The 24744-nt window shown below is 68.9% G+C and carries 20 protein-coding genes and 2 pseudogenes; 14 read left to right on the plus strand and 8 right to left on the minus strand.

What is annotated here, in order from left to right; all coding sequences use genetic code 11:
• A partial coding sequence (locus tag ACWDZ6_RS30005; RefSeq protein ID WP_451505333.1) for a hypothetical protein occupies window positions 1–235 on the plus strand: 235 nt, incomplete at its 5' end.
• Window positions 236–305: 70 nt separating this feature from the next.
• Window positions 306–2504: an ATP-binding protein gene (locus ACWDZ6_RS30010; protein ID WP_451505334.1), complete on the plus strand. Its 2199-nt coding sequence runs from the start codon at window positions 306–308 to the stop codon at window positions 2502–2504.
• A gap of 383 nt (window positions 2505–2887) precedes the next feature.
• Here the strand turns inward: ACWDZ6_RS30010 and ACWDZ6_RS30015 are convergent, their stop codons facing one another.
• The 3 genes from ACWDZ6_RS30015 to ACWDZ6_RS30025 form a co-directional block, all read right to left on the minus strand.
• Window positions 2888–3013, minus strand: a complete 126-nt coding sequence (locus ACWDZ6_RS30015) for a hypothetical protein (RefSeq protein WP_451505335.1) — start codon at window positions 3011–3013, stop codon at window positions 2888–2890.
• A gap of 95 nt (window positions 3014–3108) precedes the next feature.
• Entirely contained in the window at window positions 3109–5799 is a 2691-nt protein-coding gene (locus ACWDZ6_RS30020; RefSeq protein ID WP_451505336.1) for an NACHT domain-containing protein, read from the minus strand.
• A gap of 407 nt (window positions 5800–6206) precedes the next feature.
• Window positions 6207–7097 carry a hypothetical protein gene (locus ACWDZ6_RS30025; protein ID WP_451505337.1) on the minus strand — a complete coding sequence of 297 codons (891 nt, stop codon included), beginning with the start codon at window positions 7095–7097 and terminating at the stop codon, window positions 6207–6209.
• A 197-nt stretch (window positions 7098–7294) separates the two neighbouring features.
• On the opposite strand from ACWDZ6_RS30025, the gene ACWDZ6_RS30030 reads away from it, so the two are divergent.
• Window positions 7295–7582, plus strand: a complete 288-nt coding sequence (locus tag ACWDZ6_RS30030; RefSeq protein ID WP_451505362.1) for a hypothetical protein — start codon at window positions 7295–7297, stop codon at window positions 7580–7582.
• 218 nt (window positions 7583–7800) lie between these two features.
• Here ACWDZ6_RS30030 and ACWDZ6_RS30035 read toward each other — a convergent pair.
• Window positions 7801–8008 (minus strand): annotated as a pseudogene (locus tag ACWDZ6_RS30035) (MerR family transcriptional regulator); the annotation flags it as partial.
• Between the two features lie 589 nt (window positions 8009–8597).
• Here ACWDZ6_RS30035 and ACWDZ6_RS30040 point away from each other — a divergent pair.
• The 5 genes from ACWDZ6_RS30040 to ACWDZ6_RS30060 all read left to right on the plus strand — a co-directional run bounded on the left by ACWDZ6_RS30040 (window position 8598) and on the right by ACWDZ6_RS30060 (window position 13904).
• Window positions 8598–10343, plus strand: a complete 1746-nt coding sequence (locus ACWDZ6_RS30040; protein WP_451505338.1) for an ArnT family glycosyltransferase — start codon at window positions 8598–8600, stop codon at window positions 10341–10343.
• A 271-nt stretch (window positions 10344–10614) separates the two neighbouring features.
• Complete coding sequence (locus tag ACWDZ6_RS30045) at window positions 10615–11331, plus strand: SDR family oxidoreductase (protein WP_451505339.1); 717 nt, start codon at window positions 10615–10617, stop codon at window positions 11329–11331.
• A 194-nt stretch (window positions 11332–11525) separates the two neighbouring features.
• Window positions 11526–12110 carry a hypothetical protein gene (locus tag ACWDZ6_RS30050; RefSeq protein WP_451505340.1) on the plus strand — a complete coding sequence of 195 codons (585 nt, stop codon included), beginning with the start codon at window positions 11526–11528 and terminating at the stop codon, window positions 12108–12110.
• A complete protein-coding gene (locus ACWDZ6_RS30055; protein WP_351453803.1) occupies window positions 12107–12853 on the plus strand; it encodes a hypothetical protein in 747 nt (248 codons plus the stop codon). Before ACWDZ6_RS30050 ends, ACWDZ6_RS30055 begins: the two co-directional genes overlap by 4 nt.
• Before the next feature lie 10 nt (window positions 12854–12863).
• A complete protein-coding gene (locus ACWDZ6_RS30060; RefSeq protein WP_451505341.1) occupies window positions 12864–13904 on the plus strand; it encodes a transporter substrate-binding domain-containing protein in 1041 nt (346 codons plus the stop codon).
• On the opposite strand, the gene ACWDZ6_RS30065 is transcribed toward ACWDZ6_RS30060, so the two are convergent.
• Window positions 13882–14055, minus strand: coding sequence for a CsbD family protein (locus ACWDZ6_RS30065; RefSeq protein ID WP_351453807.1), 174 nt, complete (start codon window positions 14053–14055; stop codon window positions 13882–13884). The two genes, ACWDZ6_RS30060 and ACWDZ6_RS30065, sit on opposite strands and share 23 nt — an antisense overlap.
• 271 nt (window positions 14056–14326) lie before the next feature.
• Here ACWDZ6_RS30065 and ACWDZ6_RS30070 point away from each other — a divergent pair.
• Window positions 14327–14461: pseudogene (locus ACWDZ6_RS30070) on the plus strand (transposase family protein); the annotation flags it as partial.
• A 270-nt stretch (window positions 14462–14731) separates the two neighbouring features.
• On the opposite strand, the gene ACWDZ6_RS30075 reads toward ACWDZ6_RS30070, so the two are convergent.
• On the minus strand, window positions 14732–15967 hold the full coding sequence (locus tag ACWDZ6_RS30075) for an epoxide hydrolase family protein (RefSeq protein WP_451505342.1): 1236 nt from the start codon (window positions 15965–15967) through the stop codon (window positions 14732–14734).
• 62 nt (window positions 15968–16029) lie between these two features.
• Between ACWDZ6_RS30075 and ACWDZ6_RS30080 the strand changes: the two genes are divergently transcribed.
• Entirely contained in the window at window positions 16030–16992 is a 963-nt protein-coding gene (locus ACWDZ6_RS30080; RefSeq protein WP_451505343.1) for a helix-turn-helix transcriptional regulator, read from the plus strand.
• A gap of 410 nt (window positions 16993–17402) precedes the next feature.
• Complete coding sequence (locus tag ACWDZ6_RS30085) at window positions 17403–17750, plus strand: PRC-barrel domain containing protein (RefSeq protein WP_451505344.1); 348 nt, start codon at window positions 17403–17405, stop codon at window positions 17748–17750.
• Window positions 17751–17896: 146 nt separating this feature from the next.
• Here ACWDZ6_RS30085 and ACWDZ6_RS30090 read toward each other — a convergent pair whose 3' ends face one another.
• Window positions 17897–18865, minus strand: a complete 969-nt coding sequence (locus tag ACWDZ6_RS30090; RefSeq protein WP_451505345.1) for an LLM class F420-dependent oxidoreductase — start codon at window positions 18863–18865, stop codon at window positions 17897–17899.
• A gap of 405 nt (window positions 18866–19270) precedes the next feature.
• Between ACWDZ6_RS30090 and ACWDZ6_RS30095 the strand changes: the two genes are divergently transcribed.
• Window positions 19271–19564, plus strand: coding sequence for a hypothetical protein (locus ACWDZ6_RS30095; protein ID WP_451505361.1), 294 nt, complete (start codon window positions 19271–19273; stop codon window positions 19562–19564).
• Here the strand turns inward: ACWDZ6_RS30095 and ACWDZ6_RS30100 are convergent.
• On the minus strand, window positions 19533–21041 hold the full coding sequence (locus ACWDZ6_RS30100; RefSeq protein ID WP_366732774.1) for a glutamate synthase subunit beta: 1509 nt from the start codon (window positions 21039–21041) through the stop codon (window positions 19533–19535). The genes ACWDZ6_RS30095 and ACWDZ6_RS30100 overlap by 32 nt on opposite strands.
• 1013 nt (window positions 21042–22054) lie before the next feature.
• Between ACWDZ6_RS30100 and ACWDZ6_RS30105 the strand changes: the two genes are divergently transcribed.
• Together ACWDZ6_RS30105 and ACWDZ6_RS30110 are read left to right on the plus strand one after the other, a co-directional pair.
• Window positions 22055–23593, plus strand: a complete 1539-nt coding sequence (locus ACWDZ6_RS30105; RefSeq protein ID WP_451505346.1) for a S8 family peptidase — start codon at window positions 22055–22057, stop codon at window positions 23591–23593.
• A 544-nt stretch (window positions 23594–24137) separates the two neighbouring features.
• The gene (locus ACWDZ6_RS30110; RefSeq protein ID WP_451505347.1) at window positions 24138–24629 is read left to right on the plus strand and encodes a sortase; all 492 of its coding nucleotides are present in this window, start codon (window positions 24138–24140) and stop codon (window positions 24627–24629) included.
• Window positions 24630–24744: the final 115 nt, after the last annotated feature.

A 24744-nucleotide genomic window follows, 5' to 3' on the forward strand; every position in this document is an offset into this window, starting at 1 on the left:
CGCCGCGGGCGCGGCCGGCGCGCCGCTCGGCTGGTGGGCCGGGCGCGAGACGCGGGGCGGCGGCCGGGTGGTCCAGCGGGCGACGGCGACGGACGCCTCACGGACCACACAGATCGGCGGCAGCCGAGGTGGCACGGCGGCCGCGCCCTCTGGTGATGTGGAGCAGCAGGCCGAATCGTCAGGCACCGCGCGCATTACGCAGATCGGCGGCGATCAGCACACCGGCGGGCGGTAGCCGGATGGCGGGGGAGAAGCGGCGTACCCACCGCGCAGAGCAGCACGCGCGCGCCCAGGGAGCGGGACGCGTGGAGCAGTTCGCCGGCGACCAGTACAACATCATCGCCACGGGTACCGGCCCCGTACCGCAGGCAACGGCCGCGCTTCCGGCTCCACCGGCCCACCTCGTCGGCCGCACGTCCGAGGCCGAACGGCTGCTGGAACTCCTCGATCCCGAGGGGCAGGGCCCCTCGGCCGTCGTGGTCTCCGCCGTCTCCGGACTCGGGGGGATCGGCAAGACCGCACTGGCGCTGCATGTCGCCCACGAGGCAGCGGTCGTACGCAACTGGTACCCCGGCGGCGTGCTGTTCGTGAATCTGCGCGGTTACGACCCCGAGGGCCAGGTCACGGGCGGGCAGGCGCTTGCCGCGCTGCTGCGGGCACTCGGCGTGCGGGACGAGGACCTGCCGTCCACGACCGACGAACAGGCGGCCGTCTACCGCTCCGAGCTGGCCCGCATGGCCGACCAGGGCCGACGCGTGCTGCTCGTGGCGGACAACGCCTCAACGGCCGCGCAGGTGAGCCCCCTGATCCCCGCGCGTCGCGAACACCGGTTGGTGGTGACCTCCCGGGACATCCTCGCGGCCCTCCCCGCGCGCCAGCTCGGCCTCTACGAACTGGCGCCCGGCCCGGCCCGCGAACTCATCAGCGACAGCCTCACCCGCGCGCGTCCCGACGACACCCGTCCTTCGCGCGAGCGTGAGGCACTGGACGAGGTCGTGCGCCACTGCGGCAGACTCCCGCTCGCCCTGGAGATCGCCGCGGCCCGCCTCACCGGCGACCCGGGTGTCTCCCTCGGCTCTTTCGCCGCCGAACTGGCGAACACCCGAGGCCGCCTGGAGCACCTGCGCTACGACGATGGCGGCCACTCCCTCGCGGTACGGGCCGCTTTCGAGGGCTCGTACCGTCGCTTGGACCCCGAACAGGCCCTGCTCTTCCGCCTGTTGTCCCTCAACCCCGGCCCGGACCTGGCCACGGACGCGGCGGAAGCCCTGATCGGCCGCCCGGCCCGGGGCCTGCTGGCGGACCTCGCCCGCACGGCGTTGCTGAGCGAGCAGCCGGTGGGCGAAGGGCGGTGGCGGATGCACGACCTGATCCGTCTGTACGCGGCGGAACTGGCGGAAGGAGACGACGCGGGGGCCCGGGCGGAGGCGGCGGACCGGCTGCTGGAGCACTACTCCACGACGTTCGAAGCCGCGACCGCACTCCTGGCGGACCTGCCGGAGGAGGATAACCGTCAGCGGTTCGGCAGCCGCAGTGAAGCGCTCGGCTGGCTCAAGGGCGAGCGCGCGAACCTAACCGCTGCCGCCCAGACCTTCTCCGGGAGCCATCCGGACGTCGTGGTACGCATCGCTTTCGACCTCGTGTTTCGCCTCTTCCAGTGGCGCTACTTCGACGACGGAACCGCTGTGGCGGAGGCGGCGCTGGCAGTGGTCGACGGTCACGGAACGGCGAGCGACAGGGCCGGGCTCCACACCATCCTCGGCATGGCGCTGTTCGGGGCCGGACGGCGGGCGGAGGCTGTCGCCGCGACGCAGGAGTCCATCAGGATCTATCGGGAACTCGCCAGGCACCAGCCTGACGTCGAACCCCTGGTGGGACGTTCCCTTGCGAACCTCGCCATCCAGGAGCGCGATCCGGAAAGGCGCCGGGAGGCCGCCGAGGAGGCCGTTTCCATCGGACGCCGATGGGCTCGCGGGGACGACCCCGCACTTCCCCATGTGGAACTCGCGGGAGCACTGCACAACCTCAGCGTTGCGCTCGCGGACCTGGGCCGGCACTCGGAGGCCGTCGCCCCCGCGCAGGAAGCCATGGAGATCCGCAGACGCCAGGCACAGGCGGCCCCGGGGGCCTTCCAGAGGTACTTCGCCGACCTGTTGATCCATCTCAGCGCAAAGCTGTTGGAGGCGGACCGACCGGGAGACGCCGTGCTGCGGGCCGCTGAGGGCGTGGACGTCTTCAGGCAACTGGCCGCAGAGGATCTCAGGGCGCACGAGCACGCCCTGTGCGAGGCGCTGAGCAGGCTTGGTCTCGCGCTCGCCGCGGTGGGGCGACGGGAGGAAGCGTGCGAACTCCACGCGGACGCTGTTGCGGTGGCTGCGCATCTGGGCGAGAACGCTGTGGAAGCCCGGGTGCTGACAGAACTCGCCGACGTACTGGCGCGCAGCGCTGCGGGGCGCGGAATATGGCGGCGCATCAGAAGGCGTCGGCGCCCAGGTGGTTCGTAGGTCCGTCCACATGGTCGTGCCGGGTCACGGCACGGTCCATGACCGGCACTGCCTGTGACGCCCGGCCGCCATGCCGATGGCAACCCGGGGTATGGGCACGGGAAGACGAATGGCCGCCCGACGGCGCGCGGCTGGCGCGACAGGACATTCGTGCCGCCGGGGGGATTGTTAGCCGGAGTGCGTCCCGGCGGATGGAGCCTGCGTGTGGGACCGCAGCGGCGATTGCTTTCCAGACCCGCTCCCTCCAGGTCAAGAAGCGGGTCCCGGAGCCTTCACCACCGCACTGGCATCGCACTCCGCCGCGGCCTCGGTCTGCCCGTACCGCGTGACCACCCTCATGCGGGTCCACGGCGCGGGCTCGGCGCCGGGTTCCTGACCCCACGTCAGGCCCATGTGGGCGTGGCCCACCGGATGTGGACCGGCCAGGCGCTGGTCAGCGGTGCTGCCAGCAGTAGGGCGAGTTCGTGGGCGTGGGCGAAGTTGGCTTCGAGGCGCGCAACGAGTTCCACGAGGTCCGGATCGCAGAGCACGGTCTCGGCCCGTCGGTGAACTCGTCGAACGGCCCTCACTCGATGACTCGCCTGGCGCTCAGGAGGAGAAACCTTCACTGATGCCCTTCGCGTACCGGCGATAGCGGGAATCGTGGCCAGGGCAGTGGCGGGCGCGGCGCTCCGGGCTCATGAGGCCGCCATGAGGCGGCGAGATGGTGTTGCAGGTCGATGTGACGGAATTGGTGGACTGTTCCTACCTGGCGCAATACGCCGCGTCGTTCATGGGCGTCGGTGAGGAAGGCGGTCAGATCCCGAGGGAGGTGTCGGCGCACCGCCAGGTGGTAGCGGGTAAGGGTGTAGTACCACCAGGCGTTGTGGCCGAGCGCCGCCGCGAGGCCGACGGTGAGTCCGTAGGCGAGACCGCGGTCGATGATGTGGGGCGGGCCCATCGAGATCGCCTGTCCGCCCGTGGTCCCCCGGCCCAGACCGTAGGGAAACCCGCCCTGTACGGCGTATTCGACGCCGTAGCACAGAAGGAACGCGGCGCCGACCGCGAGGCCGACAACAGTCCACAGCCTGCGGAAGATTCTTCGGTCCTGCTTCAGGAGGGCGGCCGGTCCGACCGAGGTGGCGAGATCTGCCGGTTTGCCGGCGAGGCCGTGGGCGATTCCGACAGCCAGCCCGAACGCGCATGAGAAAGAGAGCATGGTTGTGAAGGTGTAGGAGGGAGTGCCGGTGAGGAGCGACTGGATCCTGAGTACCCCCCAGTGGGTGACGCCGATGGTGGAGCCGCTGGCGAGGCCCACCGAAAAGCCCCGCCAGTTCCAGGCCCACAGCGTGTGCACGGTCGGGATGGCGTGCGGGCGGCGTGCGGACAGGCTGCTTGCCCGAGCGCCGATGGCTCCGCCGGCCAGTGCGTAGACCGCCCCGTTGGTGAGTGCACCGACGGCTGCGGCCGTCGGGCCGTAGTTGTGGCGGAAGGAGAACCAGAGGACGGCCCCGGCGGTGAAGCCGAGGGCGCACATGCGCCAGTCCCAGTGCCGGCGGGGTGGGTGCCCCGAGGGCGTCCCGGGCTGCCGCACCGCGAGTCTGCTGGACAGCGCACCGACGATTCCGCCGGCGAAGCCGTAGGCGAGTCCATAGGCCAACGTGGTCGGTAGCCATCCTGGCTGCCCGGTGCTGAGCACGTGGGTCACGCCCTCGGCGATGCCCCCGGTCACCCCTGCGACGATGCCGCAGCCGATGCCTCCTGCGATCCCTCCGGCCAGTCCCGCGACGATGGCTGCGGGCGGGCCTGTCTGCCACCCGGAGTCGAGGCCGGCGAGTAGCGCCGTGAACCTGCCCACCACGCCGGCGGCGGTCCAGGCCACGACACCGAGGACAACTCCTGTCACCACCTGGGCGATACGGGGCGGCAGCGCACGGCGCATCTCCCACCAGGCCAGGTCGCAGGTGCCGTCCAGAGTGCGTTGCAGGTGTCGCGCCAGATACTGCAGGGCGTGCTCGGCCTGCTGGGGAGACCAGCGGCAGGGATACCGCGGATGTGGCCGGTAGGCGGCGGGCACGTACGCGTCGAAGAGATGGGCCCGGACAGCTGCGGTGTCGGGGAAACGGGTCGGATCGCACAGGTCCGCAGGCGTGGGGAGGACAGTGGCCTGTTCCCCCGGCCGGGGGTTGTACACCGTCCTTGCCAGAAAGAGCATCAGTGGTGTGGTCAGTGCGCGTGCCACGGGGGCTTCGGTGCCGAGCAGGCGAATCACCGGATCCCAGCGGGCAGCCGCCGCTGTGTGCCGGCCCCCGGCGTCCCGTTTCAGATAGTCGGCGATGTCCGGCGGCTCCACGGGGCGCAGCTCCACGGCGGCGGCGCCGCAAAGCCTGACCGGTACCCCGCGGGCCGGGGCCTGCGTGTCCCCGTACTCCGTCATGCGGCTGGACAGCACAAGCGGCTGGCCGAGAGGCAGGGCGGCGTTGATCGCATCCAGTGCCATGGCGCGGAACCGTTCGGGAATCTCGTCGAACCCGTCCAGGACCGGCAGGATCAGCCGGTGCTCCAGTAGTGCTCGGGCGTGGCTGACCTGCCCAGGGTGTTCCGCATGTCCCACCTCTGCATGTCCCACCTCTGGGGCGCCAAGGCCGCTGTAGTCACGCGCGAGCCGTTCCGCCATCCAGGATTCCAGCGTCTGCTCCGCAGGATTCCACGAGGCCAGAGGGAACAGCACCGGAACCGGGCTTCCTTCTGTGCGCTCGGCGGCCAAGGCCAGCAACAAGCGGATCAGCAGCATGGTCTTCCCGCTTCCCGGGTCGCCGAGGACCACAAGGCGGCGTGTCGGCACCCGTTCCAGGAACACCTCGGTGATCTCCCCGCCTGTCCCGGCCAGTCCAGCAGGCCCAGTGGCCCAGCCGGAGGGAGGAGCCGACCGGCCGGACGGCCGGTCGCCGGCCAGCTCCCGCAGGAGGGACCACGACTCGCCGAATCGCGGATCGGCTGCCTGCCAGGAGACCGGGAGCGGATAGGGGTCGTTCAGCCGCCGCACCCGGACCTCGGATTCCCACTGGCTCCGCACGGCCACCGCCAGCCGATCGGCGATCTGGGCCACGCCGTACCCGTCGGCTGCCTCCCGCCGATCGGCCCGGAAGGTTGCCCAGGACAGGTACAGGCCGCCTACGGACGGAAGCAGAGCCGCTACCGTCTCTGCCACCCGCAGGTCGAAACGGACGGCGATGCACACGGCCCCGGCCATGCCGCCGACTGCCAGCACGAGATAAAGCACACCAACCCGCCGTGTCAGCCTTCCAGTTCCCATGGCCGGATTTTCCAGCGGCGGGAACGGGAGGCTTGCGGGAACAGTGGCCCCGCCCCACGTACGAGTGACAGGTTGCCGGCCTCGCCCGTGGCTTACCTCGTCCGGCCTGCTGAGATCCGCTGTTTCCGGGGACATGTGACGCCCGCCGTCCTCCGCGCCTGCCGGGGGAGGACCCGACGACCCGGCCAGCCAACGCCGGCGAGCTCGCCGGCCCTCCGCGCCTCATCGCCGGCGCACGTAATGGCCCGCCCGGCAGCCCCGGACCATGCGGCTCAGGAGCTACTGTCGCGCACACGCTCACGGGTTCGGCGACCACTCGGTTGCCCGGCACATCGCTTCCCAAGACCCCGCCGCACGTCGCCGACGACCATGATCGTTCTCGACGCTACTTCCTGTACTTCAACTACTCACACCCGGTCTCGCAGGCCCGCGATGAGCTGGTCTGCGGCCGCGAGCTTCTGATCGCGGTCGGCCAGTTCGGCGTTGAGTTGCTTGATGTGGTCGGCCAGTGGTCCGGTCGTCGTCTTGAGCTTCGCCTCCTCCGAGCGGGCCCAGGCGAAGTACAGCTCGGCGCGTCTGTCGTTCAGCTCGCTCTCCTCCTCGGTGATATCCAGTTGGTCGTCCTGCAGCTCATCCAACTCATGGCGCAGGTGTGCAATATGTCGGCTCAGCTCCGCTCGCTGCTGCTCGAGTGCCGCGATCTTCCCTTGTAGCGCCTGCTTGTGCTGGCGGGCTTCCTCACGCTTCAAGCGTTCGATATCGTCCTCGACCTTGACGCGCTCCTCGAAGGCGAGCAGGAGCTCCTTGCTCGCCTGCCTCTGGCGCTCGGCGATGTCGGCCAGGAAGTCCTGCAGTCCCTCTCGGGCCGCCTCGAGTTGCGGGATGGTGGCATCGCTGGGGGGCAGCGCGTGGCGGTCTTCACGCGCGCTGCGGGGAGCAGCATGACCCGTTGCCCGCCTTACGCGCCGGTGATCGTCTTCCAGACGTTTCACGTCCAACCAGTGTTTGCGCCATCTCTGCACTCGCGGATCGCGGTCGCCCACGGGGCGGCCGTCCACGTGTTCGTACAGGACCTGCACCAAGAGGATCAGGAAGTCCGGCTTCGGCAAGCGCTTGGCCCGGAAAACTTCGCTGACTGTGGATATCGGAAGCCCACCGTTGGCTGCCTTGGCGATCGTCCGAAACGAAGGTGCGCCGCATCCGAGGCGCAGTTCCCTCAGCCGCTCGGCGAAGGCGGCAAGTTCTGCCTCGTAGTCCTGCATCGGCTGCGGCTGGGATCGGGGCTCCTGGTCATTCATGTACGTCTCCCTAACGTGCGTGGGGAACACCGTAGGGCGTTCAGCAGGCCGTCCAGGGGTGTTCGCCGAACAGTTCCGCACACCTTCGTTGTCGCCCGAACATCTGCCGTGTACGGCACTGGACAACATCGAGCGAGTCACAGCGAGGTCGTTCGGCACGCTCGCCAGACGAGGCACAGGAGGGCTGAGGTAGGGGAATGGAAAACAATGAGAACGCCTCGCGCCTCCCTCTTTCCGGCTCTGACACCTCCGATGCGCGCGGTGCCGGCGCCGGATCTGCCCACCCGGTCCCTGGTACCGGGCAGGCCGGGGATCGGGATCTGCTGCCCGCGAGGGAGCGGATTTTGGACTTGGTGGCCCTACTGGTTCTGATCGCCCTGGCTGCGGTGGTGTTCACCGTCGCGGGTCAGGCCGCGTTCACCGCAGTCATTGGAGCAGGCGTCGGCCTGTTCGCTACCTGGCGCTCCTCGCGGCCGCGCGGGTGAACATGTCTGTAGCGGGTGAAACTTGGGCCCCGGGCTTCTACGAGTGACCCTCGCCCATTGAACCCGGCGCCAATGGGTTTGTGATCGGGTGGGGCTACATCGCCATCGCACCGGCCGCCGCTCCCCAGCCTTTGCCCGCGCCCGAGACAACGCTCCCCGCACCGGATCACCAGCTCCCACCCCGTAGGCGAGAAGCGGCAGTCGGGGCCCGCCGTGCGGGCGGTGTCGGCTTCGACCTGGGTCCAGAACGCGCGGATCTCCTGGGACGCCGGAACTGCCTCCAGCGCGCAGACGTGCTGGATGCGGGCGAGGGGACATCCCCAGGCCCGGGAGCCGGGCGACCAGTCGGGCCTGGTCCAGTTGTTCGGGCGCGTAGAGGCGGTAGCCGTTCACCGGGTCGACGCGAGTGGGTGTCAGCAGGCCCAGCTCGTCGTGGAAAGCGTCTCGCTCCCGTTCCTGGTGGCGGTCCGGCGGTCGCGACGGCTCGTCCGCCGAGCAGCCCGTCAGAAGCAGCGCGGCCAGTAACCCGATCACGCCCGCAGCCCTCGTGCACCTGCGCATGGAGCTTCTCCCCCCTCGGACGACCGGTCCGCGGTGAACCGGCGCACGGGACACCGTGCTGCCTCTGATACACCGCCAACCGGCTCCAGGTTCCGCTCCAGCGCGAACCGTGTGAACTGCTTCAGCAGCTCAGCCGTGCGAGAGTCCGGCGAGGCCGGTCAGCGGCGGAGAGTACGACGTGAACGACGGCGGGCTCGAACGCGGCGTTGGCCAAAGCGTCACGGTGACGGAAGTTGATGGGGGAAGGTAGGGCCATGACGTCGCCTCGGATCCCCGTCACACAGCCAGCGCCACTGAGGATGTGGGCCAGAACGGCCGTAAGAGCTCGCGCACTGATGCGCCAGGCTGAAGGAGCGAGCCCTTACGGAGCCGGCGTAGCGCGGGTCATGCCTCCCATGCCGGCTGATTCCCGAGGTCACGGACCTGGTCGGATGGTCGCCCGGATACGCGGACGATGACGCAAGAACAGCACTCACTCCTCGATCTGGACGGTGGGGAGCACACCGCGCCACCCCCTGTGCCTCGCCGGCGCACACAGGCGGCCACCGGGAAGCCGCCCGGCCGATTCGAACGGCTGCGGCGGCACCGGCGGTGGCTGTTCGCGCTCGTCGTGTTCGCACTCCTCGCCGAGATGGCGGTCGCGATGGTCACGGCGGCCGTGGAGCAGACCCCGACCATCGACGAGCCGGTGTACGTGGGCACCGGGGTGGTCTACGTGCAGCAGCACAGCCTGCGGTACAACCCTGAGCATCCGCCGCTGGGCAAGCTGATCATCGCGACCGGGCCGGCATTCGCCCACCCGCGACTCGACGCGGCCTTCGTCGGCAACCAAACGGCGCTCGGGCGGCATCTCCTGTACGAATCGGGCAATGATCCATGGCGGCTGATGCTGTTGGCGCGAATGCCGGTGATCCTGCTGACGCTGCTGTTCGGGCTGGTCGTCCTCGCGTTCGCCCGTGACCTCGCCGGCCCCGTGGGCGGATTGGTGGCGCTCGCCCTGTACGCGCTCTCGCCCGACATCATCGCGCACGGGTCGTTGGCCACGCTCGACGTGCCTGCGGCGGGGTTCCTGCTGACGGCGGTCTGGTTACTGTGGCGTGCGCGGCGGCGGCCGCCCCTCTACCTCCCGCTCGTCGGGGTGGCGCTCGGCGCGGCCGTGGCCACGAAGATGAGCGCGTTGCCGGCGGTTCCGGTGCTGCTCCTCCTGGTCGTCATGACGGTCTGGTATGCCTGCCGGACACACGACTTCGGCAGGTGGAGGACGGCGCGGCTGCTTGCGCTCGGCGCGGCGGCGGCAGTCGTCGTGGCGCTGATCGCGGTCGCCGTGGTGTGGGCCACCTACCTTGCCGTCGACCCGCGGTTGCGCTGGACGACCCCCGATAACCCGCCGGTCACCCCCGGGCTGCGCGGACTTGCTGTCGACTGGCTGCCGCTCCCGGAGCCGTACCGGGACGGGATGCGTATCCAGTTCGGCTTCGAGAATTCGACGTTCGGCGGCTTCCTGTTGGGCCGGTACTACCACGGTTCGCTGTGGTACTACCTGCCGGCCGCACTGCTGATAAAGACGCCGCTCGGCATGCTCGCCCTGTGGCCGGCCGGTGTTGCCGCGATCGTGACGCTTCCCCGGCTGCGGCCGGCGGCACCGTACGTGCTCATGCCCCCGGCCGTGCTGCTGGCAGTTGCCCTGAACGGGTCCCGCGACTTCGGCGTCCGGTACGCCGTCTTCGTGCCGATGTTCCTGGCAGTCGCGGCCGCCGGCGTGGTCGCCTTCCGGTGGCGGTGGGGTCCTGTGCTGACGGCGACGCTGGTCCTGTTCGTCACGGTCAGCTCCCTCCGGACGTACCCGTACTACTTGCCTTACTCCAACGAGGCGTTCGGCGGGCCGTCCAAGACTTACCTGCGCTTGCACGACTCCAACGTCGATTGGGGCCAGGACCTGGGGAGGCTGGCCGACCGCATGCGGCAGCGATACCCGGACGAGAAGATCTGGCTCGTCTACAAGGGCAGCGGTGTGCCGTCCTTCTACGGCATCGATGCGTCCGACCCGCGCACGGTCCCCCCGAGCGAGGTTCATGGGCTGCTCGTCGTATCGGACTCCTCGATCGCCAAGGCCGACGGCCGACTGGCGGCGCTGATCGAGAGCAGCAGGCCGATCGACGAGGTCGGCCATTCGATCACGATCTACCGCCGGGCGCCGTAGTGAACACGGCGCCGTTGGGCGCGCCGGGGGATCAGCGACGGATCGCCGCGCGGTCCTGTGCATCTGTACCGGGGTTCGCCCACGGCGTGGACGGAGGGGCGGGGCCTGCCTCGGGGAGTGCCGGTCGGTAGCCGGACGGCGTGACCGTGGCGGTCGATACCTGTGCAATGCCACGGAATGGCTGATGCCCTCGAGCGGCGTGTGGATGCGGCGCCGATACCGGGGTGGTGTGAGACTGCGAAGTGGCGCTGAATCCTGCTCGGAGGGCTTCATGTCGAAACCACTCATCGTGGTGACCGGGGCGAGCCACGGCATCGGCCGGGCTGTGGCGGCGGCCTTCGCAGCGGAGCAGCACCCCTTGCTGCTGCTGTCGCGGCACCCCGTACCGCTCGACGGGCTGTCTTCCGGGCAGATCATGTCGGCAGCGGTCGACGTCTCCGACTATGCCGCACTCGAAGCCGCGGTCCGCGCGGCGGAAGCCCGGCATGGGCCGACCGAATGCCTCGTCAACTGTGCGGGCTTCCTCAGGATCGGCGCACTGGAGACCCGGGATCCGATGGATACGTCGTACGAGGTCGATGTGCTCCTCAAGGGCGTACTCAACGGCATCCGCGTGGTTCTGGGAAACATGAAGGCGCGTAACAGCGGCACAATCATCAATGTGAGCTCGATCGGTGACCGTGTGCCGGGCCCGGACGGCGAGGTCTATCACGCCTGCAAGGCCGCGCTGCGTTCGCTGGCGGGCTCCCTCCAGAAGAGCCAGGCCGCGAACAACATCCGTGTCGTGAATGTCGCACCGGGCTTCGTCAAGACCAACATCCATGCCGAGATGGGAATCAGCTTCGAGGAGTATCGCGAGCGGCTCGGCCATCCGGACTTCATGGGCGCCGACGAACTCGCCGAAATCATCATGTCCTGCTGGAAGCTACCGCAGCGTATTTGCGTGCGTGACATCGTGGTGATGCCGACGAGGTCGGACTTCGGCTGAGCCTTGGCGGCACGCATCCAGCACGGGTGAGTACGCCAATCCGTCTCCTTGTCCGGCCAGTTGAGCGCAATCGTGCTCGGAAGCCGACTGTATCGGGATTGCGGCCACACCATCAGGACCCGCCGGCCTTCCTGACCTGGGCCGTCCCGGCCGAATCAGTCATACTCTGACGCGCGGCGGACAGTATCGGAGAAATGTCGCCAGAAGATTCCATCCGGCCTGCGGCGCATTCGCTTTCCGTAGCCTCGGAATGTCAACTGAACGAGGGCGAAACGCGCTGCGTAAGACCTACGGGTGTGGTCTGTGCGAGTGCTGCCGATGATGGGAAAGCCATGTCTGATCTGCTGGCCGCGGCAGCCGCCGTCACCCCGTTCGTGAGTGCGGCAGCGGCCACCTTCGCCGGCACGCTGGCCCAGTCGGCGCAGAACCGACTCGCGGACAGTGCCGTGGAGCGCGGCCGTGCCCTTCTCGGCGGACTGCTGCGCAGGCAGGCCGAAGACTCGGCGCGCAGCCCGGAGGAAGCGGCCGCAGTCGAAGCCGTCGCCAGCCTGACGGCAAACGACCGGCTGTTGCTGGAGACGGCGATCGGTGGGTGGCTTGCGGACGGATCGCTGACGGGCGAAGCCCTGCTCGCCCACGTACGACGGGCCATGGATTCGAACGCGCCCGGTGACACCATCATTGTGACGTCCCATGGTGAAAACTCACCGGCCATCGGCCAGATCACGCACGCCGACTTCCATTTCGGGCGTCGCCCGGGCGGTGGAGCCGCTTGGTGACTCCGCGCCGCTCCACCGACACCTATGACGTGAAGTCAACAGGCTCCGGTTCGCTGACGATCGGCAAGGTCGGCAGGGTGGTCCTCAGCCTCTTCGCAGGTGATGTCAGCGAGTTCTCCGGCAGGGCCAAGCGCTGGAGCGGCTGGAACTGGCCACCGTTCTTTCTGGTGCTGGCACTGGGCGCCACAGCGCTGATAGCGGGGCCGTCCGGACCGGCCCGTCAGTTCGCCTGGGTGTACGCCGCCATCGGCACGGCCGTGGTGCTGTCCTTCTGCCGGGTCGTGGGCGTGGTGGGTGACAGCCGCTCGCCCGTACCGCGTGCGCTGGTGCAGGGCTCCGCCCTGCTTCTCGCGGTCCTGGGGCTCGTGGGAATGGACCATCTGGCCGAGCACGGCGAGATCGACGTCACCGGACGCACGCACCTTTCCCCCTCGGGGCCGATGACTCGCATGTCCGCCGCGCAGATCGTCGTGGACGGGCCCGCGCAACGCTCCTGGCTGCGTCTGACGGTCGCGGTCGAGGACGCCGATCCGCTACAGCAGTCCTGCACGCCCGAGAGTGAACTCACGCTGCAGCTCATCGGGGGGAGCAACACCGGCCGGGTCGAGGGGGTGCGCGCGGGGACGCCCGTCGAACTGCCACTCGGCGGCTCACGCACCGAGGTTCGCGTCCAGGTGGCCCTGTCCGCCGAAGAAGGCTGCCTGCTAGCTGTTTCCGTCGCCAGTGCGGCGTTCCACGACTGAGGGGAAGACCATGTCCCGCACACCGCGTCCACGGCCGGCCGGCCACCCGCTGCGACGGCCGTCGGCCTGCTTCGCGGCTGCGCTTGCCGTGGTGGTTACCGCTGCCCTGACGGCCTGCGGCTCACCATCGGACGAACCACGATTTCTCGGTGCCGAGAGAGTCACCGTTGCCACACACAACGACCTGCCGGGGATCTCCTATTCCGAGAACTATGACCGTTCAGGTGTGGACTACCTCCTTTTCAAGCGTGTGAAGGAAGAATTGGGGGTCCGGTTCAGCGAGCCGGTCGACGTTTCGTCGGGCGACCGTATCGCTCAACTGGAAGGCGGAACGGCTGACATGGTGATCGCCTCGTTCTCCATCACGCCTGAACGGATGCGCAAGATTGATTTCGTCGGTCCCTACCTCAAGACTCGCCAAGGCTTTCTCGTGGGCTCCGACGGCTGGGACATCACGAAGATCGAGGATCTGCGAGGCAAGCGGGTCTGTACCTGGGACGGCACCACGTCGCAGGAGGCGTTGGGCAACCTCAAAGGAATGGGCGTGGTCGTGCAGGTCCTCGACGATGCCTCCGACTGCATCGACGCTCTGGTGGACGGTCAGGTCGCTGCCGTCTCGACCGACCAGGCGATCCTTTACGGATTCGCCCATCAGCACGCCGCGGAAAGCCTGCGCGTTCTCCCCGGGCTCACCATCGGCGCTCCTCAGCTCTACGGAATCGGGCTGCCGAAGGGGCATCGCGAGGACTGTCGCAAACTGGCCGGCTGGCTGAAGGAGTTCGTGGGCACCAGCGAGTGGACCGGGGACATCGCTACCTCCCTGCCCGAGTTGCCCCTCGCGGACCCAGGCTGGGTCAGTACCCACAAGCCGAGCGACGCCTCGATCGACGCCCGCTCCTGTCGCGACAAGCCGAGCCCTCTCAAGGGCTCGGCTTGTCACCACTCCGTCCTTGGCGCATCCTTGCTGATCGCCGTGACCGCTCCGGACAACAACCGCAGGACGGATCCCGTCTCCGCCGGACAGTTCCCTAGTCGCGGAAGACGTCCTTGATCTTCTCCTTCGCCTGGCGGGCATCACCCTTGGTCTGATCGGCGCGGCCTTCAGCGGTCATCCGCTCGTTGCCGACCGTCCGGCCCACTGTCTCCTTGGACTTGCCCTTGACCTGCTCGGCCTTCGCCTTGGCCTTCTCATCGGCAGCCACAGCACTCACATCCCCAAAATCGACATCAGCTGGTCGTCCTTCGTGTGACCTCAGTACGTGGTCGCAAACACGCGCAGCCTGATGAGGACCTCTGAAAATGGCTCTGTCCGCAGTTCCGTGAATCCCCAGGCCAGGGGCGGGAACGGGGGATCGTTTCGGCAGTGTGTTGTCTACCGTGGCGAGCAAGACGGTTGAGGATGTGCTGTTTCCCGGGATCGGTGTGCGAGTGGAGCGTGTCAGCGACTCCTCCGGCGCCCTGGTGGTGGAGGCGGTGTCCGTCGGTCGGCCGGGCCGGTGCCCGGACTGCCGGAAGCAGGCGAAACGCGTGCACAGCTCGTACCAACGCGGCCTGGACGAGCGGCCGTTGGGCTCGCGGCAGGTCGTGGTCCGGCTCCGGGTGCGCCGGTACTTCTGCGACCGGAAGAGGTGTTCCCGGAAGACGTTCGTCGAGCAGGTGCCGGGCCTGACCGAGCGGCACCGCCGGTCGAGCACCGGGCTGACGGGGTGGCTGCGGTCGATCGCGATGGGGTTGGGCGGCCGTCCGGCGGCTCGGCTGTGCCGACGCCTACGGCTGGCCGCAGGCCGGACCCGGCTGCTCAGGCTGCTTACGGCGCCGCCGGTTCAGGACCGTGCCCCACGGGTGCTGGGGGTGGACGAGTTCGTTCGGATCTCCCTTTCAGCGTGCATTGCCGAAGAACTCGCGGACGTCGCTGACGAGCAGGTCCGGGGCTTCCATCGCGAGGAAGTGGCCACCACGGTCGAGTTCGGTCCACCGCACGACGTTGTGGTCGCGTTCGGCCCAGGGGCGGATGGTCACGTCGTGGGTGGAGACCAGTACGGCGGTGGGCACCGTCCCGCGCCGGTCGGCTGCCCAGTTGCTCTGGCCGGTGCCCCAGCTGGTGTCTTGCGTGGTGTCGACGCTGGAGTCGGTACTCCAGACGTCGGCTGCGGCCTCGCTCCAGGCGTTCGCGGAGATCTCCTCGTAGTAGACCTGGGCGGCTGAAGCGGCGGTGCCGGTCAGCCAGTACAACGAGACCTCGGTCAGGATGCGGTCCCGGTCGATGCTGTCCTCGGGCAGCCCCTCTTCCGGGTCGGTGAGCTCCTTGAACTTTTCCACCATCCAGGCCAGCTGGCCGACAGGGGAGTCGGTGAGGGCGTAGGCCACCGTCTGCGGCCGTTTGGAGTTGCACTGCAGGTAGCCGTCGTTGAAGTTCTGCATGGCCTGCCAGCGCCGTTGTTCGACTTCGGTGAGGCCGTCGAACTCGCCTTTCGCGCCGACCGGGAACGTGATCATCGCGTTGACGTGGATGCCGATGACGTGGTCCGGGGCCTGCTTGCCCATCTCCGGGGCGACCCACGAGCCGGTGTCGTACCCCTGGACTCCGTAGCGCGCATAGCCGAGGCGGGACATCAGCTGGGTGAGCGCTCCGGCCATCGTGGCCGCGCCCATGCCCGGCCCGGCCAGCGGGGTGGAGAACGCGAACCCCGGTAGCGAGGGGACGACCAGGTGGAAGGCATCTGCCGGATCGCCGCCGTGCGCGCGGGGATCGGACAAGGGCCCGATGACATCGAGGAAATCCACCACTGAGCCCGGCCAGCCATGCAGCAGCATCAGCGGCGTGGCATCGGGCTCGGGGGAGCGCACGTGCAGGAAGTGAATGTTCTGCCCATCGATGGTGGTCATGTACTGGGGGTGCTTGTTGAGCGCCGCCTCGTGCACCCGCCACTCGTAGGTGGTGCGCCAGTGTTCGGCGAGATCCTTGAGGTAAGCCGACGGAACGCCGCGGCTCCAGCCGACACCGGGCAGCTCATCCGGCCAACGGCTGGCGGCCAGACGGGCGTGCAGCTCGTCGAGCTGAGCCTGCGGGATGTCGATGCGGAAAGAGCGGATGCCGGGTGTCGTGTTTGCCATGGCTGTGACGCTAGGGCTCGCTTAGGTCACTTCCGGTCCTAACCTTCGGGCAGTCTGGAGGCATGCTCGAGACCTCCGGGCGGCTGCTGAAGCTGCTCTCCCTGCTGCAGATCCACCGCGACTGGTCCGGCGCCGAGCTCGCCGAACGCCTCGCAGTCAGCCGGCGCACCCTGCGCCGCGATGTGGAGCGGCTGCGCGAGCTCGGCTACCCGGTGCACGCCACCCAGGGCGCTGCCGGCTACCGGCTCGGCGCCGGCGCCGAGCTGCCCCCGCTGCTGCTCGACGACGATGAGGCCATCGCCGTCGCGATCGGGCTGCGCACCGCGGCCGGCGGCTCGGTCACCGGGATCGAGGAGTCCTCCCTGCGCGCACTCACCAAGCTGGAGCAGGTGTTGCCATCCCGGCTGCGGCATCGGGTGCACACCCTGCATACCGCTACCGTCCGGGCCGGCGCGGTCCCGGCCCCCAAGGTCTCCGCGGACACCCTCATGGCCATTGCCGAGGCGTGCCGCCGACGTGAGCGGCTGCGCTTCGACTACTCCAGCCCCCGCCGCGGCCCAAGTATCCGCTCGGTCGAGCCGCACAGCCTGGTCAGCTTCGGGCGCCACTGGTACCTGGTCGCCTGGGACACCGACCGCACCGACTGGCGCACCTTCCGCGTCGACCGGCTCACCCCACGCACTCCGACCGGCCCGCAATTCACCCCCCGAGAACTCCCCGACGGCGATGTGGCCACCTATCTGGCCCACCAGCTGTCGTCGCAGACGTGGCCCTTCCAGGCCACCATCACCCTGCACGAGCCCGCCGCAGCGGTCGCCGACCGCGTCTGGCCCGGCATGGGCGTCATCGAACCCGTCGACGACCACAGCTGTCTGCTGCACCTGGGCGCCGGAACCCCCCGCGACCTCGCGTGGATGATCACCTCGGTCGACGCCGACTTCACCCTCACCCACGCCCCACCCGAACTTGCCGACGCTCTGCGCACCCAAGGCACCCGCTGCCTGAATGCTGTACGAGAGGTATAGGTCCCCCCGTTTCATGCGGAGCCCGGTTCATGAACCCCGTCCGCCCAGGCACGGAACAACTCTCGGGCGAATCCGGACGAGAAACGCTCCACTGCTGGCCAGCGCCCCGATTGGACGGGGAACGAGGCGAGCAGCTCTGGGGAGCTCCTGAGCAGCGCATGGGAACTTTCAAAGAGCGCCAACACAGCCCGCACTTCCGGGAATCGAGGAGATCCGGCCACGCGGGTTTCCGCCTCCAACGCCCCGCCGCTCCGGCCGGTTCAGAAGAACCTTGTTGTCCGGTGTGATGTGGAGGATGCAGGGAACTCGCCTGGAGTCGCCGCATCGAAGAGCTGAACGTTTTCTCGGCGCGATGTGCGGCGCTTATCAATTCAACTGCTTTCCTGCGTCTTCAATGTGAGGGAGTTTCTATGAGTGAGCACATCTGGGGTTACGTTCCGACCAGTGGCCACACCGCGGACGATGATCTGACGGGCTACAAGGTCGAAGCCACCGACGGCCATATCGGCAAGGTCGACAAGTACTCCACCGAGGTCGGCTCGCAGTACATCGTTGTCGACACCGGCGTCTGGATCTTCGGCAAGGAGGTCATGCTCCCGGCCGGCACGATCACCAGGGTCGACCACGAGGACAAGAAGATCCTGGTCTCGCGTTCCAAGGACGAGATCAAGGCCTCGCCCGAGTTCGACAAGGACAAGCACCTCGGTGACCCTGCCTACCGTGACCAGCTCGATGGCTACTACAGCTCCGGTCACTGACGAAACGCATGCGCCGGGCGCGGACCCTTGTCGGGGTCCGCGCCCCGGCGCATGCGTGGTCATGACCTGGCCGCTTCCGCGAACTCCCCCTCACGCCCGACCGGGCGCCGGCCGGGATTCAGCTGCGTTGATAGCCCTGGGTGGACTTAACTGAAGGCCGCGCTGAGGGCGGGCAGCAGCATCTTCGCCGACCAGTCGATGAATTCGGGCTGGGTCCCGCCGCCGATCTGTACGAGTGCTACGTCCGTGAAGCCTGCGTCGACGAACGGGCGTACGGCTTCTACGAAGTCCTCCACTCCGTTCCCGCACGGAATGGCCGCGGCGACGTCCTCGGGGCGTACGAACCGGGTCGCCGACGTGAAGGAGTCCGGGTGCGGCAGTTCCGCGTTGACCTTCCAGCCGCTTCCGAACCAGCGGAACTGGTCATGGGCCCGCCGCACCGCCGAGTCCCGGTCGGTGTCGTAGCAGACCGGCAGCTGGCCGACGCGGGGCTTGCCCTCTCCACCGTGCCGGTCGAACGAGGTCAGCAGGGCCTCCGGTTCCGTGGCGATGGCGAAGTCGGCGAGGCGACCGGCGATGGAACAGGAATGCTCGCCCGACACGGCGATCCCGATGGGCGGAAGCTCTTCCGGCAAATCCCACAACCGGGCCGAGTCCACATCGAAGTGGGTGCCGTGGTGGGTGACATGGCCCCCCTCGAACAGCGCGCGGATGATGCCGACCGCTTCCTTGAACATCTCGTGCCGCACATCCACCGACGGCCAACCGCCGCCCACAACATGCTCGTTGAGGTTCTCCCCGGAACCGAGCCCCAGACGGAATCTGCCCTCGGACAGCAACTGCATGGTCGCTGCCTTCTGCGCCACCACCGCCGGGTGGTAACGGAACGTCGGGCACGTCACGTACGTCGTGAGGGGGATGCGTGAGGTCGCCTGGGCGGCTGCCCCGAGAACACTCCACGCATATGGTGAATGGCCCTGCGAGCGCAGCCAGGGAAAGTAGTGGTCCGACGTCACCGAGAAGTCGAATCCCGCGTCCTCGGCCCGGACGACGTGGTCGACCAGTTCGCGGGGGCCCGCTTGCTCGGTCATCATCGTGTATCCAATGTGCACCATGGCCAGTGAATTCCCGGGTTCGTTGGAGGGGCGGCTGATCGGTGTGCGGCGCCACTTCGTATTCGCCTTCGGAGACCTCGTGGCGCCTGGCATCTCGTCCGGCCTGTCGTGCCTTGGCCGGTTCTTTCTTCCGAAGAGCCTTTGACACTTCCGGGACGCCGACGGGCTGTGCGCGCGCACTGTCCCTCGTTCAGGGCAGCCCCCTACGCCGACTGGCTCGTGGTTTTGCTGGTGCAGCAGCTCGGTGCGTAGTGCGGACTGAGCCGTTCACCTGCGTGCCTGCCGCCGCCGCACGCCGACTGTTCGCTCACCGTGTGCGAACGGGCGGCGACCGTCGGCGTGTGCGCGACCGGGCACCCTGACGCCGTGGTCGGGTTCGCGGGCCGGCAGACGGGCCGGGCGACCATGCCGACGAGCGAGTTCCTCGCGGCGGTGACCGAAGTCGACCTGGCGCTGTTCGCCGCGAGGGACCAGCGCATCAGCGAAAGCTGGGGGAGTCAGGCCCCGCGCCCGGTGTCGAACCGGACATGGAGCAGTTGCGCCGTGAGCACCTGGACCGGGCGACCTGGCTGCAGTGTCCGCGGGACCGTGACCCGGGAGTCTCCGGGCTCGCGTAGGCCTGGCAGGGGCCACTGCGAGCCGACGGAGGCAGCGGCCGTCCGGGGCGTCACGCAGCCAGGGGTCGGTCCCTTGCGGTGATGGGGGCCGGGAGCACGGTGGAGCCGGTCAGATAGCGGTCCGTGGCCGCCGCCGCGGCCCGTCCTTCCGCGATGGCCCACACCACAAGGGACTGGCCGCGTCCCGCGTCGCCCGCGACGAAGACCCCGTCCGTCCTGGTGCGCACCGTCCGCTCCGCCCGGCCCGCCGGTTCGGCCGCGAAGGCAGCGTCCCGTGCGAAGTTTCCCCGGTCGTTCAGCGTGAGCCCCAGCTGCTTCATCAGGCCGGTGCCTCGTTCGGGACCGGAGAAGCCGAGGGCGAGCAGAACCAGCTCCGCCGGGATCACGCGCTCGGTGCCGGGCAGCGGCCTTCTGGCCTCGGGCTCCACTTCCGTCAGGTGGAGCGCGTGCACGTGGCCGGCCGGTCCGCCTTCGAAGCGGAGGGTGGCGGAGGAGAAGACCCTTGGGTCCGTGCCCTCCCGTCCCCGGGACTCTTCATGGGCATGAGAGATCCGGTAGACCTTCGGATATGTGGGCCAGGGCTCGGTCTCCGGCCGGGCGTCGCCCGGCTCCGGGTTGATGTCCAGCTGCACCACGGAGGCGGCGCCCTGGCGCAGGGCGGTGCCCAGACAGTCCGAGGCGGTGTCGCCGCCACCGACGATCACCACGCACTTGCCCTCGGCGGTGACCGGGGGAGAAGCGTAGTCGCCCTCCCTGACCCGGTTGGCGAGGGTCAGGTACTCCATGGCCTGGTGTATGCCGCACAGCTCGCGGCCGGGGACGGGGAGCTCCCGCCTCTCCGTGGCTCCGACGGCGACGACCACCGCGTCGTAACGCCCTCTGAGCTCGGCGGCGTCGAGATCGCTTCCGACGTCCACACCCGTGCGGAACTTGGTGCCCTCCGCCCGCATCTGCTCGAGGCGGCGGTCCAGGTGCCGCTTCTCCATCTTGAACGCGGGGATGCCGTAGCGCAGCAGGCCGCCGATGCGGTCGGCGCGCTCGTAGACCGCGACAGTGTGACCGGTACGCGTGAGCTGCTGCGCCGCCGCCAGCCCCGCGGGTCCGGAGCCGATGACGGCGACGGTCTTCCCGCTGAGCCGCTCCGGCGGTTGCGGTGACGCGTACCCGCGCTCCCAGATCTGGTCGGCGATCGCCTGCTCGACGTTCTTGATCGTCACCGGATCGGCATTGATGGTCAGCACGCAGGCGTCCTCGCACGGCGCCGGGCACAGCCGTCCGGTGAACTCGGGGAAGTTGTTCGTCGCGTGCAGCCGCTCGGCCGCGGCCCGCCAGTCGCCATGCGTCGCGTAGGCGTTCCACTCGGGGATGAGATTGCCCAGCGGGCAGCCGCTGTGGCAGAACGGTATGCCACAGTCCATGCAGCGCCCCGCCTGCTCGGACACGAGGGGAAGCAGGGACTGCCCCGCGTAGACCTCGTTCCAGTCGCTCAGTCGTTCCTCGACGGGGCGGGCCGGGACGGGCCGACGGGGGATCTTGAGGAAGCCGTGAGGGTCGGTCATGCGCCGCCTCCAGCGCTCACTCGCGGTGCAATACGACGTTCTGACCAGCCTACGCCTGCTTTGTGCCGCTTTTGTCGGTCGATTTTGTGCTGCTCCTGCCGGTCCAGGGCTCAGGTCAGCGGCCTGCGGTGCGCGACGTGGTCAGAAGCGGCAGGCGATGGGGCGGCGGGCGACCGACGGGGCGGCGGGCGATGGCGGCGGGCCGGTCGACCGTCGACGAAGCCGTACCGATCGTGCTCCGGGCTCTGGACGGGCTCGCCCACAAGCGCGGAGCGGAGTGCCCGTACGTGGTGTCGTGGACAGGTCACCGTCGGCCGCGGTCGGGTGCACCCGGAGATCAAGCCCCAGCACCAACGGTGATCTCTTCATGGAGTGGTCCGGGTCGAGTGCGTGCCTCCGTGCTGCTGCTCGGCCGTCGCTTCGAGGGCTCGCGCCGGGACCGGGCGGAGTGCCGCCGCGCCGGTGGTGTGCGTCGCAGTTGTCGAGGCGGGAGCGGCAGGGCTGCTTTCAGCCGCTGTCGAGCGAGGCGGCACCGTCGAGCAGCGCCCGCCTCAGCGCCCATGCGGTGGGTTGCCGCTGCGACTTCGGCGAGCCGCGGGTCGGCTGCGCGGCTGAGCGAGCGTGAATTGCTCGTATTCTGCCCGCAGTTGGTGTGTTGAGGTTCCGGTGCGGGCAGACGGCAGTACCCCTGGCGTGCGCACACAGCCTGCATTCCTCACTTCGGCGGTCATGGCCCCGTCCTGCCCGCCGGAGCCTCCACCACGGGGCCGTCCCTTCTTCCCACGGCGAAGCCCCACGGCCGGGCCGCCGCCCCGGACGCACAGCCACCGACGGAAACCATCATCCGCGTCACGTAGTGGGTGAAATGTCTACGGGGGAGTCAGAAGCAAGCCAGGAAGCCTATGGTCACTGGCCATTGATACGCACGCTTGATCGACGCTAGCTTGCTTCGTCACGTACCCCGCCCGTGCGTACACCATTCGGGCGGCCCCACTGATGATGTGGAGTACTCCATGACTCATCCGCGCTCCAGACGCTTGCGTGCCGCCCTCGCGGTACCGGCCGGACTGGCGCTGACCGCGTCGCTCGGCTTTCTGCCGGGCGCCGCCCCCGCCCAGGCCGCCGTGCAGGACACCCCTGCCACAGCGACCACGGACGGCCCCAAGCTCTCGTACGTGGTCAACACCAAGGCGAACCACGGCAAAATCAAGGCCGTTGAGAGGGCGATAGCCGAGGCCGGCGGCACCGTTGTCGCAACGTACGAGAAGATCGGCGTCATCGTCGTCCACTCGTCGAACCCCGACTTCGCCAAGCAGATACGCACGGTCAAGGGCGTGCAGAGCGCGGGCGCCACGCGTACCGCCGCTCTCGCCCCTGCGAGCACCACCGAGGTCGGCGCCCCGGAGTACGTGGACAGCGCGAAAGCCCAGGCCCGTACGGCTGCCGCCGATGGCGCCGAGCCGCTCGAGGCCGACCAGTGGGACCTGCGCGCCATCGGCGCGGACAAGGCCGCCAAGATCAACCCGGGCAGCAGGAACGTCACCGTCGCCGTGATCGACACCGGTGTCGACGACACCCACCCCGACCTCGCCGCGAACTTCTCCAAGAGCCAGTCCGCCAACTGCGTGGGCGGCGTGGCGGACACCAGCGAGGGCGCCTGGCGTCCTTACGACCCGGCGAACGACTACCACGGCACGCACGTCGCGGGTGAGATCGCCGCCGCCCGTAACGGCATCGGCGTGGCCGGTGTTGCTCCGGGCGTCAAGGTCGCCTCGATCAAGGTGAGCGACCCGCAGACCAGCCTCTTCTTCCCGGAGAGCGTCGTCTGCGCGTTCGTCTTCGCCGCCGACCACGGGGTCGAGATCACCAACAACAGCTACTACATCGACCCGTGGCTCTACAACTGCCTCGACGATCCGGACCAGAAGGCCATCGTCGACGCCGTCAACCGGGCCTCGTTGTACGCGCAGGGCAAGGGCACGCTGCACGTCGCGTCCGCCGGCAACTCCAACCATGACCTCGACTCCGACGCGATCGTCGACGACTCCAGCCCCGATGACACCACCCCGGCGCCGCGGACCATCGACCCGCACAGGTGCTTCGACATCCCGACCCAGCTGCCGGGTGTCGTCACGGTCTCGGCGACAGGCGTGCAGAACCTGAAGTCGTACTACTCCAGCTACGGACTCGGCGTTGTCGACGTCGCGGCCCCCGGCGGCGACAAGTACCAGATCCCGGACACCCCGTCGAAGAACGGCCGGATCCTCGCCACCATGCCCAACAACGGCTACGCCTTCCTGCAGGGCACCTCGATGGCCGGCCCGCACGTGGCCGGTGTCGCGGCTCTCCTCAAGAGCACCCACCCGTGGGCGGGCCCGCAGGCTCTGCAGGCGATGCTCAAGGCCCAGGCGGACAACCCGGGTTGCCCGACCGGACTGTACGACCCCGACGGCAATGGCATCGAAGACTCGACCTGCAAGGGCAACAAGCGGGTGAACGGCTTCTACGGTTACGGCATCGTCAACGCACTCGACGCCGTCACGAAGCACTGACACACCGCGCCCTGAGGTCCGCGACCCCTGTAGACCTCAGGGCGCCGGCCTGCTGTCGGCCGCGTCCAGCCGCACCCCAGCGCACCCGGCCGCATCCAGGTCTCCGCCGTCACAGCCCGGACCCGGCGACGACGACGGGGCGGCGCCCTCCCGCACCACGACCGTGCGGGCCGGGGACCGTGGTGGGTGCACGACAGCGCGGCAGGGCCGGCGGGTCGGCAACGAGCTCCGACGCTCGCCTCGGAGCTGTTCCACCCTTCTCGAGCTCATCGCTCCACCGCGCTCCCGACCAGCCAAGGCCGGCAGACCTCACGAGGCATCAGTAGCCCGTTCGCCGTCCTTCTGGTGTTTCTTCCGCCGTGACGGTCCCCGCTCCGGTGACCTGCGTAAATGATCAAGCGAGAGCAGTCGCTACGCCTGCCTGGGTGACGCACCTGTCGATGCGTCATGTTGCGGAGCTGACGGACTGTCGGTTGCCTCATGAGCGGAGCACAGCAGAGGCGCCGCGCAGACAGGCCGGACACTGCTCCGTTGGAGGATCCTCGTGCGCAACACACGTGTTGGAGTAAGTATCGGCCTGGTTATCGCTGCCCTTGGTCTGTCGGCCTCGGCCGCTGTCGCCGCCGGTGACCCGGACCTCGACATCGGCCCGGGGGACGCATCCCCGGGCTCCACGGTCACTGTCAGAACCACGGCCTGCGGCCCGGACGTGACCTACGGCAAGGGAGAGTCGGAGGCGGGAGGGGCGTTCCACCTCTTCAAAGGTGAGAGGGCGGGTGTGCTCGCCGGCGAGTTCCAGGTACCGGAAGATACGGAGCCCGGTAGCGACACAGTCACCGTGAAGTGCCCACCGCGCACCAAGGTCACGGATACCTACCAGGTCGCCGGCCACCAGCCGAGCGGCGCGGTCGATGCCGGCTTCGGGCCGGCCGGCGGCAGGGGTACGCAGTTCGCCCTGCTCGGTGTGCTGCTCGCCGGGGCTGCCGCCGGGGGCGTGGTGAGGAGGCGGCGCCGCTTGAGCGGCGACCGAACCTGACAGCCCACCACACCGGCCCCCGGCCACGCATCGGTCCGGGGGCCGCGAGGGCCCACCCCACCCCGCCGCGAAGCGGAGGCGCAATCGCGATGCAAACAGGACGCAAGACCAGGGC

This window comes from Streptomyces sp. NPDC002926, from assembly GCF_053591755.1.